Source organism: Acinetobacter sp. ANC_7654 (assembly GCF_056779855.1).
Genome location: NZ_JBWYIR010000001.1, coordinates 54,889 through 69,673 on the forward strand (window position 1 = coordinate 54,889; position 14,785 = coordinate 69,673).

Genomic DNA, 14,785 nt, shown 5'->3' on the forward strand with positions numbered 1-14,785 from the left:
ATCCCTAGAATTTTTAAATTTGTTTAAGTAGCAATAAATGACGTTGTTCATCTAAACGAGGAACGTGAAGCTCAATAATTTCGCAACTCAACTCATCTTTATGGTTTTCAATTTCCTCAGCAGGAATTAAACCTTTCATAGAAGCAATAACACTGTTTTCATGCATAAAAGGACGAGAAGCAGTAATAAAATCTGTCAGTGAGGCGAAAGCACGACTGGTAATTACATCGAATTTACCCAGTTCATTAATACTCTCTTCATTCTCTACTCGAGTTTGAACTGCCACAACATTTTTTAGTTTTAGATCAGCAATAAACTGTTTGAGAAAACGAATTTTTTTTCCATTCGAATCCAGAAGCACACAGCTTCGCTCAGGTTGACATAGCGCGATGATCATCCCCGGCATACCACCACCGGTACCGATATCAAGCAATCGCCCTTGAGGCAAGTCTTTCAAGATGCTGAGGCTATCCAATAAATGCTTAACTAACATTTCTTTAGGATCACGAATCGCGGTCAAGTTGTACGCCTTATTCCACAATACAAGCGCATCTTGATATTTTAATAATAAACTCAACGCCTCATCACTGAGTGATAAACCTAGTTTTTGACTACCTTGTTGTAACTCATGAAAAAAAGGATGCATAAACAGTAAACATCTCAATAAAATTAATCAAAGTATACCGTTTTATGCATCGTGGAACACTATTTAACGCTTAGTGAATACTCAGTTAGTTAAATTGTCCTTCTCGAATTTGCTGATCCAACTGCATCAACCTTTCTGGAGTACCCACATCCACCCACATTTCTGCCATTTTTGCAGCAGAAATTCTGTGGTTGTGCATAGCATCTTTAAGCAAAGGTGCTAAAGGACGCTTGCCCCATTCTAGACCTTGAAATAAACGAGGATGAATCACCGCAATACCACTATAAGTCAGATTTTCGCCCTCTTTTTCTTGCTCAAAAGTATAAGCACGACCATCTAATAGTGTGAAATCACCTTGAGGATGTTGTAGCGGATTTGGCACAAGTACCAAGTGTGCTAGATCTTCTTGTAAATCAAGCTCAAGCAACTGAGCAAAATCAAACTGAGTCCACACATCCCCATTGACGAGAATAAATGGTTCTTCACCCAACAACGGCAAAGCATTGATGATTCCACCAGCTGTTTCCAAACCCTCATCTTCACGCGTCCAGCGAATGTTCACACCAAACTGAGAACCATCGCCTAAAGCACCAATCAATTTGTCTGCCAGCCATGCCGAATTAATAATAATTTCACTAACACCAATCGACTTTAATTTTTCAATATGCCATACAATTAAAGGCTTTCCACCCACTTCCAACAGTGGCTTTGGTTTATAAAGCGTCAAGGGACGCATACGGTTACCCAGACCCGCTGCTAAAATCATGGCTTTCATGCAGCTACTACCTCATAGTGACCATACTTGGCTTCAAATGCATGAAGCACTTTATCTTCAACCCATTGAATAAATGGAGTGAGTTCAGCGTAAGGCTTCGACTCTTCGAGTAAATACCACATGACACGAGGCAAGTCTTTTAAATAGCCCGACTTTCCATCACGTTCAAACAATCGCACAAAAATACCTAAAATCTTTAAATGGCGTTGAATCGCCATGAAGTCAGCATCTTTAATAAAGCGCTCTAAATCACGATCAATTTTTGAATCATCTGGTAATAATTCATAGAAGGTTTTAAACCATTGTTTTACACGTGCTGGAGGCCATTGCACGTATGCATCACGTGTAATTGAAATCAAGTCGTAGGTATCCGCACCGATTACCGCATCTTGAAAATCAATTACACCTTGCTCTTGCTCATCACTTAACAGCATGAGATTACGACTGTGAAAGTCTCGATGAACAATCACTTGTGGTTGAGCTAAAGCCGCATTTGCCAATATCGCAAAAGTACGCTTAATCAAACCTTGTTCATCAGCATTTAATCGAATATTTAGTGATGGAAGCAACCAATCTGTGAATAACTCCATTTCACTGATTAATTTTTCGTAACTATATTCTGGAAACTGATCCACACCATGAATAGACTGTAATTGAATGAGTTGTTTAAAACTCTGTAAATAATGCTGATCTACCGTGTCATTGTTTAAATGGTTCGCTAAAAGCTCATCCCCAAAATCTTCAAGAAGCAACAACCCTTGCTCTAAATCCTTTGCAACAATATGTGGAACACGAACACCATGACGATCGAAGAATTCATCAATCGTCACAAAAGGTACACAATCTTCTTTTTCTGGAGGTGCATCCATTAACATAAATGATTTATTATTCAAGGTGATTCGCGCATAGCGACGGAAACTGGCATCGCCTGCTAAATATTTTATTTCGAACTGCTCTGATTGAAGTACAGATTGCACCCACGTATGTATCAATTGTTCACGTTGTGTATTCATTTGCTATAAATTCTAGTACAGGCTGAATATTTAAAGTGCTAAGTGTAGCCACTAATCCGTTTTTTCTCTATGATGCGACAATAATTAATTGCAATTTGCATACTTGGTTAATGATATAAATGAAGCATCAGTTTACTTTCAGCCCTTTGGCGACTGCTATTTTAACCTTATTGTGTGGTAGCACAGTCTCAAGTTATGCCGACTCTAAAGACAGTACAACTGAGGTGGACAATCAAGCACTTCAAACTGCAATTAAAGAAAGCTACCCTGGTCAGCGCTTCTTTGATCAATATTATGTCAATAAAAATTCAGCCGAAGCGCAACAACGTAGCACGTTCTCCCCAAGCTCGAAATTTTGTGCTCAAACTTGGTTGACACCAATCAGCCCTGATACTAAAGCAGTTGATCCTGAGCAAGCAACATCGATCATCACCGCTGATCGTGCATATTACAATCCAAATGGTGATTCAGAATTAGAAGGCAATGTCATCATCGATCAGCAAGGTCGTATGGTTCGTGCAGATAAGATTAAAATTGACAATACTCAGACCCATGCCAAAGCTTCTGGCAATGTACAGTTAGCACAAGCGGGTTTATTGGCTCAAAGTGATCAAATTGACTACAATTTAAAAACCCAAACGGGACGCCTCAATAACAGCTTTTATATTTCAGAAGCGACACATGGGCATGGTCGTGCAGAAAATATTGAGCGCACCTCACCCAATATTTTACTCCTTCAGAATGCAACTTATAGCACGTGTCCACCTGAGCAAAGCCCAACGTGGAAGATTCAAGCCAATTCGATTGAGTTAAATCAAGACACTGGGCGTGGCGTGACCAAAGGCACTAAACTATATATTAAAAACACACCAGTGCTGGCTGTGCCATATTTCAATTTCCCTATTGATGATCGTCGTACCACTGGCTTATTAAACCCAGGTTTTGGTTATACAAACGATGGTGGTTTAGAACTTGAAGCGCCAATTTATCTCAATTTAGCACCCAATTATGATGCAACTATAACCCCACGTTTCATTGGCGGTCGTGGATTCATGGCTGAAGGTGAGTTCAGGTATCTGACTGAACAATATGGTGGTGGCCGTATTTGGGGTGGTTATTTAGCACAAGATCGTAAATATGATGATGAAGATCGTAAAGATTTACACCTCTTGCACAATTGGAAAATCAATGACCAATGGACGACCAATTTAGAATACAACTATGTTTCTGATAAAGACTTCTTTGCCGATCTAGACAGCAACCCGAATACAAGAACAGAGTTAAACCAACGCCGCGCTTGGGATCTTAATTACGCCAATGGAATTCCAGGGTTGCGCGCGCAACTCAAAGTTGAAGACTTCCAGACGCTAGACCCTGATGTTGATGATGTTGATCGCCCCTATGCGCGACTACCGCAATTGCTCGTCAATTATATCACTGGCAACCCGCAAGGATTGGAATACGAATTTAATAACGATACAGCATATTTCCAAAAAGATATTAATGACTTAAATGCTTCAGACAACTCAAATATGGACACCATTTATCAACCAAGTGGTACACGTCTTTATAATGAGTTTTCTGCTCGATATAATTTCCGCAATCAGTGGTCATTCTTTATACCACAAGCATCAGTTCGCTCTATAAATACTTTCTTTGATCAAAATACGATTGATCGTATCACTGAAGAACAAAGAAAAAATACCAAAGACAATGCAGTTATAGTTCCAGAGTTTACTTTGGATGCAGGTCTTATCTTTGAAAAAGATGGAAAATTCTTACAAACCATCACACCACGTGCATTCTATGCTTATGCACCACACAGAAATCAAAACAGTTCACCGAACTTTGACTCAACCGCAGCGTCCCTGAATTACGATCAACTCTTTAATCCACGTCGCTTTTATGGCCACGACCGCCTAGAAGATAATAACTTCTTATCACTCGGGGTAAGTTACAGCCTCTTTGATACAATCGGATTAGAACGTTTACGTGCCAGCATCGGACAAAGTTACTATTTTGAAGACCGTAAGGTGACTTTGAATAATAGTCAAAATGACCCATTTAATACTGAGCGTCAAACTGGTCCTGTGATCAGCATTGCCAGCCAGCTTTCTCAGAACTTTACTGTGAATGCAAACTCAATGTGGATGTCTAACGGAGATAATGCTCAACGTGATCTACAAGTGTATTACACAGGTGATCAAGGTAACCTATACAACTTTGGTTATTTTAATCGTAAGCGACTTGAAGATCGTCAAGACCACTATGACCAAGTTACAGCATCCTTTATACAACCTGTGAAAGGTAATTGGAATTTGATGGGTCATATGCAATATGATCTAGACAACAGTGTTGCACGCGAGTACCTTTTAGGTATTAATTATGAGTCGTGCTGCTGGGGTGTTTCGGTCTATGGTCGCTCTTATTACAATGACTTAGATGATGTTAATGCACCAGATACCAAACAAAAACGTGCTGTAATGGCAGAGTTTACACTTAAAGGACTTGGTGGCTTAAACAGTAAGTTAAGCTCTTTACTGGAAAATCGAATCTTGGGTTTCGATAAAGTTAAACAAAATTGGACGAATTAATGAAGATGCAAAATTTAAAACAACTCTTTAAAGCTTCAGCATTAGCACTTGTTATTTCTGCATCAGTGTCAAGTTATGCAAACCCATCAGATCAAATCGTTGCTATTGTTGGCAAAAGTGCCATTTTAAAAAGTGATATTGCACAAGGTGTCGCTGAGCTACAACATCAGCTTAAAGCTCAAAAACAGGATGTACCACCACTTCAGGTACTTGAAAATCAAGCTCTGAATAAACTTATCATCCAAAATGCGCAACTTGAACAAGTAAAACGCTATGGCATTCAAGTTGATGAAAAAACTTTAAATGATGCTGTACTTAATGTTGCTCGCCAGTCGAACAGCAATAGCCTAGAAGACTTCCAGCAAAAGCTTGACCGTATGGCTCCAGGCACTTATGAAAACCTACGTGCTAAAGTCGCTGATGATCTTGCTATTCAGCGCTTACGTCAACAACAAGTGATGTCACGCATCAAAATCAGCGACCAAGATGTTGAAAACTTCCTCAAATCACCGGAAGGTCAAGCTGCTGTGGGTACTCAAGCTCACGTGATTCACTTCAGAATTTCTGGTGAAGCCTCTCAACAAGAACTCACTCAAGTCGCGCAACAAGTTCAAGATGCACTTCAAGCTTCGAATGATGTAGATGTGATACAGAAACAATTTTCTACATCTACAATTAAAGTTGAAGGTGCAGATATGGGCTCGCGCTCAATCGCAGATATTCCAGAAGAACTTGCATCGAGTATCGCTTTAGTTTCACCAGGCAATACTACTGATTTAATTCAGGCTCGAGATGGCATCCACTTGTTGAAACTCTTAGAGCGCAAGTCAAATGAGAAAAAGACAATTGTGCCACAATACCAAACTCGCCATATTCTGATTAAGACTTCTGAAGTGGTGAGCCCTGAAAATGCCAAACACACTATTGACAGTATCTATAGCCGTGTAAAGGCAGGTGATGATTTTGCAGTCCTTGCTGCAACTTATTCAAATGATCCGGGTTCTGCACGTGATGGTGGTAGCTTAGGTTGGGTTTCACCAGGTATGATGGTGCCAGAGTTTGATCAAAAAATGCAGACTGCGAAAATTGGCGAAGTCAGTGAACCTTTTGAAACACAGTTTGGTTGGCATATTTTGCAAGTTACTGATGCACGTCAGCAAGACATGACTCAGGAACAGCAAAAACGCATAGCGCGCCAAATTCTTGGTGACCGTCAATTTGATGCAGAGTTAGATGGCTGGTTAAGAGAGCTTCGCGCAAGTACATACGTTGAAATTAAACAACCCAACCAAAACTAATTTTTTCTTAATTGAGAGCCTCCACTATGGGGGCTTTAATTTTAATTTTTAGGCTGTTCATATAAAAAAAGGCACCTTCATCAGGTGCCTTTTTGATTACTCAAAAATTAACGATTGTTATCGTCTTCTTGAGCATCATCAAATTTTGTTTCGCCATCAAAGTTTGGTGTAGAAGTCGCACCAAAGCCACCTTGACCACCGAAGCCACCTTGACCACCGAAGCCACCTTGACCGCCAAAACCTTGACCGCCACCGAAGCCACCTTGACCGCCAAAGCCACCTTGACCGCCAAAGCCACCTTGACCACCGAAGCCGCCTTGACCACCGAAGCCACCTTGACCACCGAAGCCACCTTGTTGACCACCGAAGCCGCCTTGAGCACCAGCAGGAGCGCCTGCAGGAGCACCAGCAGGACGTGGATTACGTGCAGGTACAACTGTTGAAATAGCGTGTTTGTAAACCATTTGGCTTACCGTGTTTTTTAATAATACAACGTATTGGTCAAATGATTCGATATGACCTTGTAATTTAATACCGTTGACTAAAAAGATTGAAACTGGAATACGTTCCTTACGGAGAGAGTTTAAGAACGGATCTTGTAAAGTTTGACCTTTAGACATGTTATACTCCAAAAAATAAAATCAGCGCAAAAAAACTATCTTTATTTTTCAATTAAAATTTATAAAAAAGATAGTGAGTAAATTTTGCTTTATCCATATAAGTTTCGCAAGTCTTCTTGAGCTTGCTTTATCGTCAAAAAAGTTTGAAAACTGTGCGCTTCTTGCAAAGAACGTAACCAAGTGTATTGACGTTTAGCAAGTTGTCGTGTTGCAAACAAACACTTGCCTTCCATATCTTGCTTAGATTTGAGACTTCTATCACTATTTTTAAGAAAATCTAAAGCTTGGCGATATCCAACAGATCTCGCCGATGGCAAATTATCGTTTAAATCGTATTTTTCAATCAGATACTCCACCTCATTTAAAAAACCGATATCCCACATTATTTTTAGGCGCAGTTCAATTCTTTTGTGTAATTCTACACGATCAGGTAATAGCGCATAATTATGAAAATTGTAACGATATGGCTGTTTTTTAGGCTGTTCAGCTTGAAGCTCAGTGATAGGTCGACCTGTCAGACGATAGACCTCTAGCGCACGTATAATGCGCTGACGATCACTCACTTTAAACTTCTCACCTGCCATAGGATCGACACGTTTTAACTCTTCGTAGACGCTCTCCCAACCCAATGCCATGGCTTCATTTTCAATTTGTTGACGTACCTTTTCATCAGCATTAGGGAGATTCGTTGCCAAGCCTTCCAACAGTGCTTTGTAGTACAACATCGTCCCACCCACCAAAATTGGGGTCTTACCGCGTGAATGTATTTCATCAATCAGCAGCGATGCATCTTCAACGAATTGAGCTGCCGAATAAACCTCGAGCGGTGTAATAATATCAATCAAGTGATGTGGATATCGTTCCTGCTCTTCTTTTGATGGCTTTGCCGAACCGATATCCATGTCCTTATAGATTAACGCAGAATCCACTGAAACAATTTCAAAATTACCGCGCTCATATAGCTCGCATGCCAAAGCAGTTTTCCCACTCGCAGTCGGCCCCATTAAGTTGATGACTGGCATTTGATTTGACATGTACAATTACTCTCCTCGAGCAAATAATTTATCTAATTGACTAAGTGGAAAAGCTCTCCAAGTCGGTCGTCCATGATTACATTGACTTGCAAACTCAGTTTGTTCCATCTGCCTCAACAGTGCATTCATTTCAGAAATACTTAACATTCGATGCGCACGCACTGCGCCATGACATGCCATCCCTGCCAAGATATGGTCTCTTTTTTGTTGTAAAGCACTGGCCTCATCATTGGGATCAAGATCATTCAAAAGTTCTGGGATTAATGCATTAAAATCAGCTTTGTGCAAAATAGCAGGCACACCTCGCACTATCACTTGCTCATCGCCATATTGATCAATTTCTAAACCAAGCCGCGCCAACTGAGGCTTAAGGTCTTCGATACGCGTGGCTTGCATGCGTGTAATTGAAATCACTTTTGGAATCAGCAACTGCTGTGATGTCCAAAATTCAGGTTTATTCCAAGCAGATTTCATTTGCTGCAACAAGATTCGCTCATGCGCAGCATGCATATCCACAATGATCAAACCTTCAGAATTTTGCGCCAGAATATAAATTCCATGAAGTTGTGCAATTGCAATCCCCAAGGGGAATTCATCAACTCTAGACGATGTTGATTCCATCTCAGCATCATGAGGAACTTCAAAATTAGATGACGTTTCTTTCAAAGGTGCCAAATAAGACTTGAGTGCATTACTGATATTAGAATTTGAATAAGGCTGGCTCGGCGCACTATATTGAACTGACTGAGGCTGTTTAACACTAAAATCTGTTAAATACCCCGCATGACTCGATTCCTGCAACGTCTGGGACATAGGGGACGATGCTGGAGCATTTTGATGCAGATTAAATTGCTCTTGATAACGTGGTAACTGTACTGATGGTGCGATGACATCTTGATCAAGCTTTAAAGCCTGGGCTAAATCCGCAGTCGCAGTTTGAAATTGCGACAAAGTATCTTTGGCAAAATGACGTACAAATTCGTGTACTTCACGTTGATTCAAAAATCGAATTTCATGTTTAGTCGGATGCACATTCACATCAATAAATTCAGGATCAACTTCTAAGAACAACAAATAAGCTGCATGTTGATGCCCATGCAAGATGCCATCATAGGCCATTCGCAAAGCATGAGAGATTGTTTTATCTTTTACGATACGACCATTCACGTACACATACTGCAAATCACTTTGTGCTCGAGCATCAGAAGGATGACCTAACCATCCTGATAAGCGCATATTGACACTATCAGCATCGATCCAATACGCATTTTCCGTAAATTGTCGACCTAAAAGCTGCTGTACACGTTGAAATCTGAGTTGACCACTGTCTGCGACAGGCAAATTTAAACGAATAGCACCATTATGTTCCAGCACAATCCGAATATCGAAATGCGTTAAGGCTAAGCGCCGTACGATTTCTTCAATGTGACCAAATTCCGTATTTGGCTTTTTTAAAAACTTTCGTCTTGCTGGCACATTAAAAAATAAATCTTGTACACGTATGTGTGTGCCTTGCTGAGTAGCAACAGCTTGAATCTCTTGATGATCAAAGGCCGTGCCGTTTACTTCGACCTGATAACCAATTCCTGAATCATCACGACTACTGGTCAAGGTCAAGCGCGAAACAGCAGCAATGGAAGCCAAGGCTTCTCCGCGAAAACCTAAGCTCACAATTGCATGTAAATCTTCAGCAGTTTGAATTTTACTGGTCGCATGACGCATGACCGCAAGCGGAAGATCCTCAGGATGAATTCCTTTGCCATTATCGATAATCTCAATCAGCGTACTACCGCCTTGTTCGACTCGAATGATTAATTCAGTCGCACCTGCATCAATGGAGTTTTCTAGAAGTTCCTTCACCACTGATGCAGGACGTTCAATTACCTCTCCCGCAGCAATTTGGTTTGCTAATGCAGGAGATAAGGTTTGAATTCGATTCAAGCTAAGATCATGCGCCATAGAATTATTTAAAACTGTGTCTTTAATTTTGCGAGTAAAGCTTCATCATTTGAAGAAATCGTGACATGACGTACTGATTCATCATCAGATTTCTCAATATTCAAGATAACATCTGCATTTGGAATTTCGTCACCACCTTTAGAGGGCCATTCAAACAAGAATAGCGCATCAGCAATATCCAGATAATCACGAATACCCATCAACTCAAGTTCATAAGGATCATTCAAACGGTACAAATCAAAATGAAAGACATCCTGCTGATTGATTTTATAGGGTTCAACCAGTGTATAAGTCGGGCTTTTAACCGCACCACGATGACCTAAATTTTGTAGCCAATAACGCGTCAGGGTGGTTTTACCCGCACCCAAATCTCCAATGAGGTATATGATACCCTTTTCAATACACTGCCCTAAACATGCAGCTAATTTTTGAGTATCTGCTTCATCATTTAAGTTGAGTTGAAAAGAATATTGCATCTGGATCACATTAGACATCTGTTGAAGAGGTATAATAGCATGCTCCTGAACAGTGCCTATCTAGACTTGTTCAAAAACTCATTCATCTGATCATTTTTTTATTCTGTTGTCTTGTTATGCCAAAATCAAATTCAGAAAGTGCCCCAAGTTTTACGCCACCGATGATCAATGGTGTAACAGCCAGCAAAGTATTTCTTCCAAATCTACAAATCTCCCCAATTACGATTTATGATTTTCTCATTCAAGCCTTTTCTCATATAGACGCACTGGAGTGGCAACAACGTTTTCAAGATGGTCTTATTTATAATGCAGATGGCAACAAACTTTCCATCAACTCGGCGTATCAACCTAATTCTCATATTTTTTATTATCGTTTTTTAGCAAACGAAATTCATGTTCCGTTTAAGGAAAAAATTTTATACGAAAACGATGATCTGCTCGTGGTGGATAAACCTCATTTTTTAACCATGAGTCCGACAGGTCAATATGTTCAAGAAACCTTATTGGTGAGATTAAAGCAGTTCACTGATAATCCTCATCTCACACCGATTCATCGTTTAGACCGCGAAACAGCAGGTGTTGTTTTATTTTCAAAAAAAGTCGAAAGTCGCGGAGTCTATCAACAACTTTTTGCAGATCGAAAGGTATCCAAAACATATCAAGCCATCGCACCTTACTCAAAAGATTTAGTCTTTCCACAAACAGTCGAATTGCGCATGGAAAAGGGAAATCCATTTTATATAATGAAAGTATGTGAAGGCGTCACCAATTCTGTCACTGAAATTGACCTGATAGAACACAATTCACAGTGGGGACGATATATTTTGAAACCACTGACCGGTAAGCAACATCAACTCCGCGTTCACCTCAATGCGCTCAACATTCCAATCAAACATGATCCTTTTTATCCGGTAATCGCGCATAAAGCTGAGGATGATTTCAGTGCTCCGTTGCAATTACTTGCTGATGAGCTTCAATTTATTGATCCGATATTAAATATTGAAATGCACTTTAAAAGCACGCAAACACTGACATTGTAGATTCATTGTAATGACAAATTTATATAATTTTCACGTTCAGACATTGAAATTACATTTACTTAGATTAAAATAAGCACTTAAATTTAGAGTCGTTTGGTTTTAATTCATGAGAAAAACAGAAGTTTATCAAGTCCGACTTGACTCACAAGAAAAAAAACAAGCCTTTGCAGTTTTTAAGCAATTGGGGATTACACCAGCGCAAGCAGTGCGTTTATTTTTCAAACAAGTTGTACTGACAAAGTCCATTCCTTTTGCAATCGAAAATCAAACGATCAACATGGATCAATTGTTGAAACTTAAAAAGCTTAAGCAAGAACATCAAGATTCCAACACTACAACTTCGAGTTTAGATGACGACGATTTTTTTGCAGAATTGAATGCACTTTTGGGTGAAAGCGATAAAGATTAATTTTTGACATAAGTTAACTTTGTCGTATTTTTAAACAATTTAATTTACAGCACTCTGCGCAAATATGTTTAGCTCTTAATCATAACAACATTAAAAATAATGATCTGAGGAGAGCTTAACAGTGATAGTACGGAAAGCCACAACAGAAGATCTCAATCAACTCGCTGTACTTTTTGATGAATACCGACAGTTTTATGGTGCATCATCCAATATTCAACAATCCTATGATTTTCTAAAACAGCGATTCGAAAACCAACAAAGTGTTATTTTTATTCACATCAAAAATGATGTAATCACTGGCTTCGTGATTCTTTATTTAGGCTTTTCATCCCATGCTTGTTCAAGCTACTACATTCTAGATGATGTATATGTCACTCCAATTTATAGAAGACAAGGTTCAGCCAAACAACTCATTGACACTGCAATTTTGTTTGCACAATCCGAAAAAGCCAGTCGAATTTCATTAGAGACACAACGAAGTAACTTTCAATCTCACCAACTTTACGAAAAGATGGGCTTCGTCAAAGACAATGAATTCCAAACCTATCATTGCTTTCTATCCTAAGGCATTACACAACATATCGTCTTGAGAATAGAGTCTTTAGCATTCATGATTTAAATCTAAAGGAGTTGAGCATCTGGACTTTGATTTTTTGCGGCGAGTATTTGCTGTTCAGTGAGATAGCAATATTCACCTTCAGCAAGCTGATCTAATTTTAATTGTCCAATTTGCAGTCGATGCAATGATTCAACACGATTTCCCACAGCAGCAACCATACGTTTAACTTGATGATAAACACCTTGATGCACTGTAAATTGTAGGTGTTGTTCGCTTATGAGTTGAATGTCTGTTGCTTGAAACAATCCTGTTTCATTGCGAAGCTCTACACCTTGACCCAATTGAATGATTTGCTGCTCAGTGACTGGATCTGCTGTATGCATTTGATAAACTTTAGGAACATGTTTTTTAGGATGAGTCAGCGCTTGCAGAAATTGTCCATCATCTGTAAGTAACAATATACCAGTCGTGTCTTGATCTAAACGTCCGACTGTTTGCACTCCCCTTTGCAACAATATGTCATCGATTAATTCAAACACGCTGAAGTGATGCGTCGCTTGATGCGAGCATTCATAGCCTACAGGTTTATTGAGTGCTATATAAACTTTTTCACGATAAGTATATTCATCGTTATACACGTGGAAGCTAAGACCTTGAAGCTTCAGTTTATATTTCGGGTCCGTGATCACAGTACCATCAATGACCACTGCACCAGCTTTAATTAATTGTTGACAATATTTTCGTGATCCAAAGCCTTGAGACTGTAACATTTTTTCCAGAACCATGAATCACTTCCATTACTTACAATATTCGTTGAAATTTAAAGGATGCCATCTGAATGCAGACTTTAAATCAGTTAAACTATTATAACTTTCAAGTACTGTCCTGATAAGCACTGGATCTTCTTTATGTCTCAATTAGACCTCAATTTAATCGTTCTAATCATTTTATTGGCATGTGGAATATTCAGTCAAAATACAGCTGTCACAATTGCAGTCGCAGTACTTATTGTTTTTCGTATCACCCCTTTAAACGAGTATTTTCCATTGCTTCAACAGCATGGTTTAAATATCGGCATTATTATCCTCACCATTGGCGTACTCACGCCAATTGCCAGTGGCACCATTCCGGGTAAAGATATCCTCAAATCATTCTTGAGCTTAAACTCAATTTTAGCTATTGGAATCGGGTTACTGGTGGCATGGTTAGGTGGTCGTGGCGTAACGCTTATGGCGAATCAGCCAAATATTGTCGCTGGACTTCTGATTGGTACTGTAGCAGGTGTGGCTATTTTACGTGGCGTCCCTGTTGGACCTTTAATTGCAGCAGGAATACTTTCCATTATTATTGGCACTTCTTGAAACAGGTTGCTTTCACGACTGAACAGTCATTTCACAAACGCAACAGTCATTATTTGTTGGTTTGATCTTTTAGAACTGCAGTAAAGTATTTTGATTACGGATACATGGACAGTTTAAATTATGCAAAAAATTAAAATTATTCGTCAGGATCAATACGAACTCGCTGCTACCTTTTTTCCTGCCGAGCATTCAAAGCGTCTTCCCGTCTTGGTGTGCCCTGCCACTGGAATTACTCAAAAGTTTTATCATCGATTTTGCGAATGGCTTAACCAACAAGGCTATGCCGTAATGGTGTTTGATTTTAGTGGTATTGGTGCTTCTCTTTATGGCCCATTGAAGCAATCCAAAGCAAGTATTGTGCAATGGGGACAGTTAGATATTCCCGCTGCGATTGATCAACTCTTACAACTTACCCATGCCAAGCAAGTTATTCTTATTGGTCACAGCGCCGGCGGACAACTCATTGGGATTACCCCAAATCATAATAAAGTTGCAAAAGTCGTTGCAATTGCAGGTTCGACTGGGCATGTAAAAGGGCTCAAAGGTCGTACGAAACTACTTGCCCCTGTGATGTTTAAAGGTATTTTTCCTCTCGCACGTATGATGCTCGGTTACGGCCCTACCCAAGCCATTGGTATGGGGGAAAATCTACCGAAAGATGTTGCACGTGACTGGGCTCAATTTTGCAGTCAACCAGGCTATGTTATTAATGCGATTGGCAAAACGGTTACCCTAGATCAAGATTATCACAAAGAGATACGAATTCCTGTCACGGCCATTTGGGCAAGTGATGATGAGATTGCAACCGAAGCAAATGTTCAGGATTTACTTCGTTTGTATCCTAATGCACCTACTGAAGCGATCGAACTCAAACCTAAAGAGCTTGGACATAAAGCGATCGGACACATGATGATGTTCAAACAGTCGCATCAAAATATTTGGCCGATGATCGAATCTCAACTGCATATTTAACTCTCCATAAGTAAAAAAACCGCCTTAAA

At 39.7% G+C, this 14,785-nt stretch carries 15 protein-coding genes; 7 read left to right on the forward strand and 8 right to left on the reverse strand.

Features of this window, described 5'->3' with window-relative positions; all coding sequences use genetic code 11:
* Window positions 1–13: 13 nt before the first annotated feature.
* The 3 genes from rsmG to AC1M86_RS00295 all read right to left on the reverse strand — a co-directional run bounded on the left by rsmG (window position 14) and on the right by AC1M86_RS00295 (window position 2,434).
* Window positions 14–646 carry a 16S rRNA (guanine(527)-N(7))-methyltransferase RsmG gene (gene rsmG / locus AC1M86_RS00285; RefSeq protein WP_481606977.1) on the reverse strand — a complete coding sequence of 211 codons (633 nt, stop codon included), beginning with the start codon at window positions 644–646 and terminating at the stop codon, window positions 14–16.
* Between the two features lie 85 nt (window positions 647–731).
* Window positions 732–1,421: an N-acetylmuramate alpha-1-phosphate uridylyltransferase MurU gene (murU, locus tag AC1M86_RS00290; RefSeq protein WP_481588357.1), complete on the reverse strand. Its 690-nt coding sequence runs from the start codon at window positions 1,419–1,421 to the stop codon at window positions 732–734.
* Window positions 1,418–2,434 carry an aminoglycoside phosphotransferase family protein gene (locus AC1M86_RS00295; protein WP_481606978.1) on the reverse strand — a complete coding sequence of 339 codons (1,017 nt, stop codon included), beginning with the start codon at window positions 2,432–2,434 and terminating at the stop codon, window positions 1,418–1,420. Before AC1M86_RS00295 ends, murU begins: the two co-directional genes overlap by 4 nt.
* Window positions 2,435–2,553: 119 nt before the next feature.
* Between AC1M86_RS00295 and AC1M86_RS00300 the strand changes: the two genes are divergently transcribed.
* Complete coding sequence (locus tag AC1M86_RS00300) at window positions 2,554–5,028, forward strand: LPS-assembly protein LptD (RefSeq protein ID WP_481606979.1); 2,475 nt, start codon at window positions 2,554–2,556, stop codon at window positions 5,026–5,028.
* Window positions 5,028–6,326, forward strand: a complete 1,299-nt coding sequence (locus AC1M86_RS00305) for a peptidylprolyl isomerase (protein ID WP_481606980.1) — start codon at window positions 5,028–5,030, stop codon at window positions 6,324–6,326. The genes AC1M86_RS00300 and AC1M86_RS00305 overlap by 1 nt, the downstream gene beginning before the upstream one ends.
* 107 nt (window positions 6,327–6,433) lie before the next feature.
* Here AC1M86_RS00305 and hfq read toward each other — a convergent pair whose 3' ends face one another.
* From hfq to tsaE, 4 genes are all read right to left on the reverse strand, one after another.
* Window positions 6,434–6,946, reverse strand: coding sequence for an RNA chaperone Hfq (hfq, locus tag AC1M86_RS00310; protein ID WP_035264611.1), 513 nt, complete (start codon window positions 6,944–6,946; stop codon window positions 6,434–6,436).
* Between the two features lie 89 nt (window positions 6,947–7,035).
* Window positions 7,036–7,980, reverse strand: coding sequence for a tRNA (adenosine(37)-N6)-dimethylallyltransferase MiaA (gene miaA, locus AC1M86_RS00315; protein ID WP_481606981.1), 945 nt, complete (start codon window positions 7,978–7,980; stop codon window positions 7,036–7,038).
* A gap of 6 nt (window positions 7,981–7,986) precedes the next feature.
* Complete coding sequence (gene mutL, locus AC1M86_RS00320) at window positions 7,987–9,939, reverse strand: DNA mismatch repair endonuclease MutL (protein WP_481606982.1); 1,953 nt, start codon at window positions 9,937–9,939, stop codon at window positions 7,987–7,989.
* Window positions 9,940–9,947: 8 nt separating this feature from the next.
* Window positions 9,948–10,415, reverse strand: a complete 468-nt coding sequence (tsaE, locus tag AC1M86_RS00325; RefSeq protein WP_481606983.1) for a tRNA (adenosine(37)-N6)-threonylcarbamoyltransferase complex ATPase subunit type 1 TsaE — start codon at window positions 10,413–10,415, stop codon at window positions 9,948–9,950.
* Between the two features lie 116 nt (window positions 10,416–10,531).
* Here tsaE and AC1M86_RS00330 point away from each other — a divergent pair, with 116 nt between their 5' ends.
* From AC1M86_RS00330 to AC1M86_RS00340, 3 genes are all read left to right on the forward strand, one after another.
* Entirely contained in the window at window positions 10,532–11,455 is a 924-nt protein-coding gene (locus tag AC1M86_RS00330) for an RluA family pseudouridine synthase (protein WP_481606984.1), read from the forward strand.
* Window positions 11,456–11,561: 106 nt separating this feature from the next.
* On the forward strand, window positions 11,562–11,864 hold the full coding sequence (locus AC1M86_RS00335) for a type II toxin-antitoxin system RelB/DinJ family antitoxin (RefSeq protein WP_481606985.1): 303 nt from the start codon (window positions 11,562–11,564) through the stop codon (window positions 11,862–11,864).
* A 121-nt stretch (window positions 11,865–11,985) separates the two neighbouring features.
* Window positions 11,986–12,429 (forward strand): GNAT family N-acetyltransferase, encoded by a 444-nt coding sequence (locus tag AC1M86_RS00340; protein ID WP_035264628.1) that lies wholly within the window; start codon window positions 11,986–11,988, stop codon window positions 12,427–12,429.
* A gap of 56 nt (window positions 12,430–12,485) precedes the next feature.
* Here AC1M86_RS00340 and AC1M86_RS00345 read toward each other — a convergent pair whose 3' ends face one another.
* On the reverse strand, window positions 12,486–13,208 hold the full coding sequence (locus tag AC1M86_RS00345) for a pseudouridine synthase (protein WP_481596916.1): 723 nt from the start codon (window positions 13,206–13,208) through the stop codon (window positions 12,486–12,488).
* Window positions 13,209–13,331: 123 nt separating this feature from the next.
* Between AC1M86_RS00345 and AC1M86_RS00350 the strand changes: the two genes are divergently transcribed.
* Window positions 13,332–13,784, forward strand: a complete 453-nt coding sequence (locus AC1M86_RS00350; RefSeq protein WP_092766204.1) for a DUF441 domain-containing protein — start codon at window positions 13,332–13,334, stop codon at window positions 13,782–13,784.
* A gap of 120 nt (window positions 13,785–13,904) precedes the next feature.
* A complete protein-coding gene (locus tag AC1M86_RS00355; RefSeq protein ID WP_481606986.1) occupies window positions 13,905–14,756 on the forward strand; it encodes an alpha/beta hydrolase family protein in 852 nt (283 codons plus the stop codon).
* Window positions 14,757–14,785: the final 29 nt, after the last annotated feature.

What these genes read in the sequence shown, in the direction of transcription:
- rsmG (WP_481606977.1), bottom strand. Translation starts at nt 646, where the DNA reads ATGCATCCTTTTTTTCATGAGTTACAACAAGGTAGTCAAAAACTAGGT.
- murU (WP_481588357.1), bottom strand. Translation starts at nt 1,421, where the DNA reads ATGAAAGCCATGATTTTAGCAGCGGGTCTGGGTAACCGTATGCGTCCC.
- AC1M86_RS00295 (WP_481606978.1), bottom strand. Translation starts at nt 2,434, where the DNA reads ATGAATACACAACGTGAACAATTGATACATACGTGGGTGCAATCTGTA.
- AC1M86_RS00300 (WP_481606979.1), top strand. Translation starts at nt 2,554, where the DNA reads ATGAAGCATCAGTTTACTTTCAGCCCTTTGGCGACTGCTATTTTAACC.
- AC1M86_RS00305 (WP_481606980.1), top strand. Translation starts at nt 5,028, where the DNA reads ATGAAGATGCAAAATTTAAAACAACTCTTTAAAGCTTCAGCATTAGCA.
- hfq (WP_035264611.1), bottom strand. Translation starts at nt 6,946, where the DNA reads ATGTCTAAAGGTCAAACTTTACAAGATCCGTTCTTAAACTCTCTCCGT.
- miaA (WP_481606981.1), bottom strand. Translation starts at nt 7,980, where the DNA reads ATGTCAAATCAAATGCCAGTCATCAACTTAATGGGGCCGACTGCGAGT.
- mutL (WP_481606982.1), bottom strand. Translation starts at nt 9,939, where the DNA reads ATGGCGCATGATCTTAGCTTGAATCGAATTCAAACCTTATCTCCTGCA.
- tsaE (WP_481606983.1), bottom strand. Translation starts at nt 10,415, where the DNA reads ATGCAATATTCTTTTCAACTCAACTTAAATGATGAAGCAGATACTCAA.
- AC1M86_RS00330 (WP_481606984.1), top strand. Translation starts at nt 10,532, where the DNA reads ATGCCAAAATCAAATTCAGAAAGTGCCCCAAGTTTTACGCCACCGATG.
- AC1M86_RS00335 (WP_481606985.1), top strand. Translation starts at nt 11,562, where the DNA reads ATGAGAAAAACAGAAGTTTATCAAGTCCGACTTGACTCACAAGAAAAA.
- AC1M86_RS00345 (WP_481596916.1), bottom strand. Translation starts at nt 13,208, where the DNA reads ATGGTTCTGGAAAAAATGTTACAGTCTCAAGGCTTTGGATCACGAAAA.
- AC1M86_RS00350 (WP_092766204.1), top strand. Translation starts at nt 13,332, where the DNA reads ATGTCTCAATTAGACCTCAATTTAATCGTTCTAATCATTTTATTGGCA.
- AC1M86_RS00355 (WP_481606986.1), top strand. Translation starts at nt 13,905, where the DNA reads ATGCAAAAAATTAAAATTATTCGTCAGGATCAATACGAACTCGCTGCT.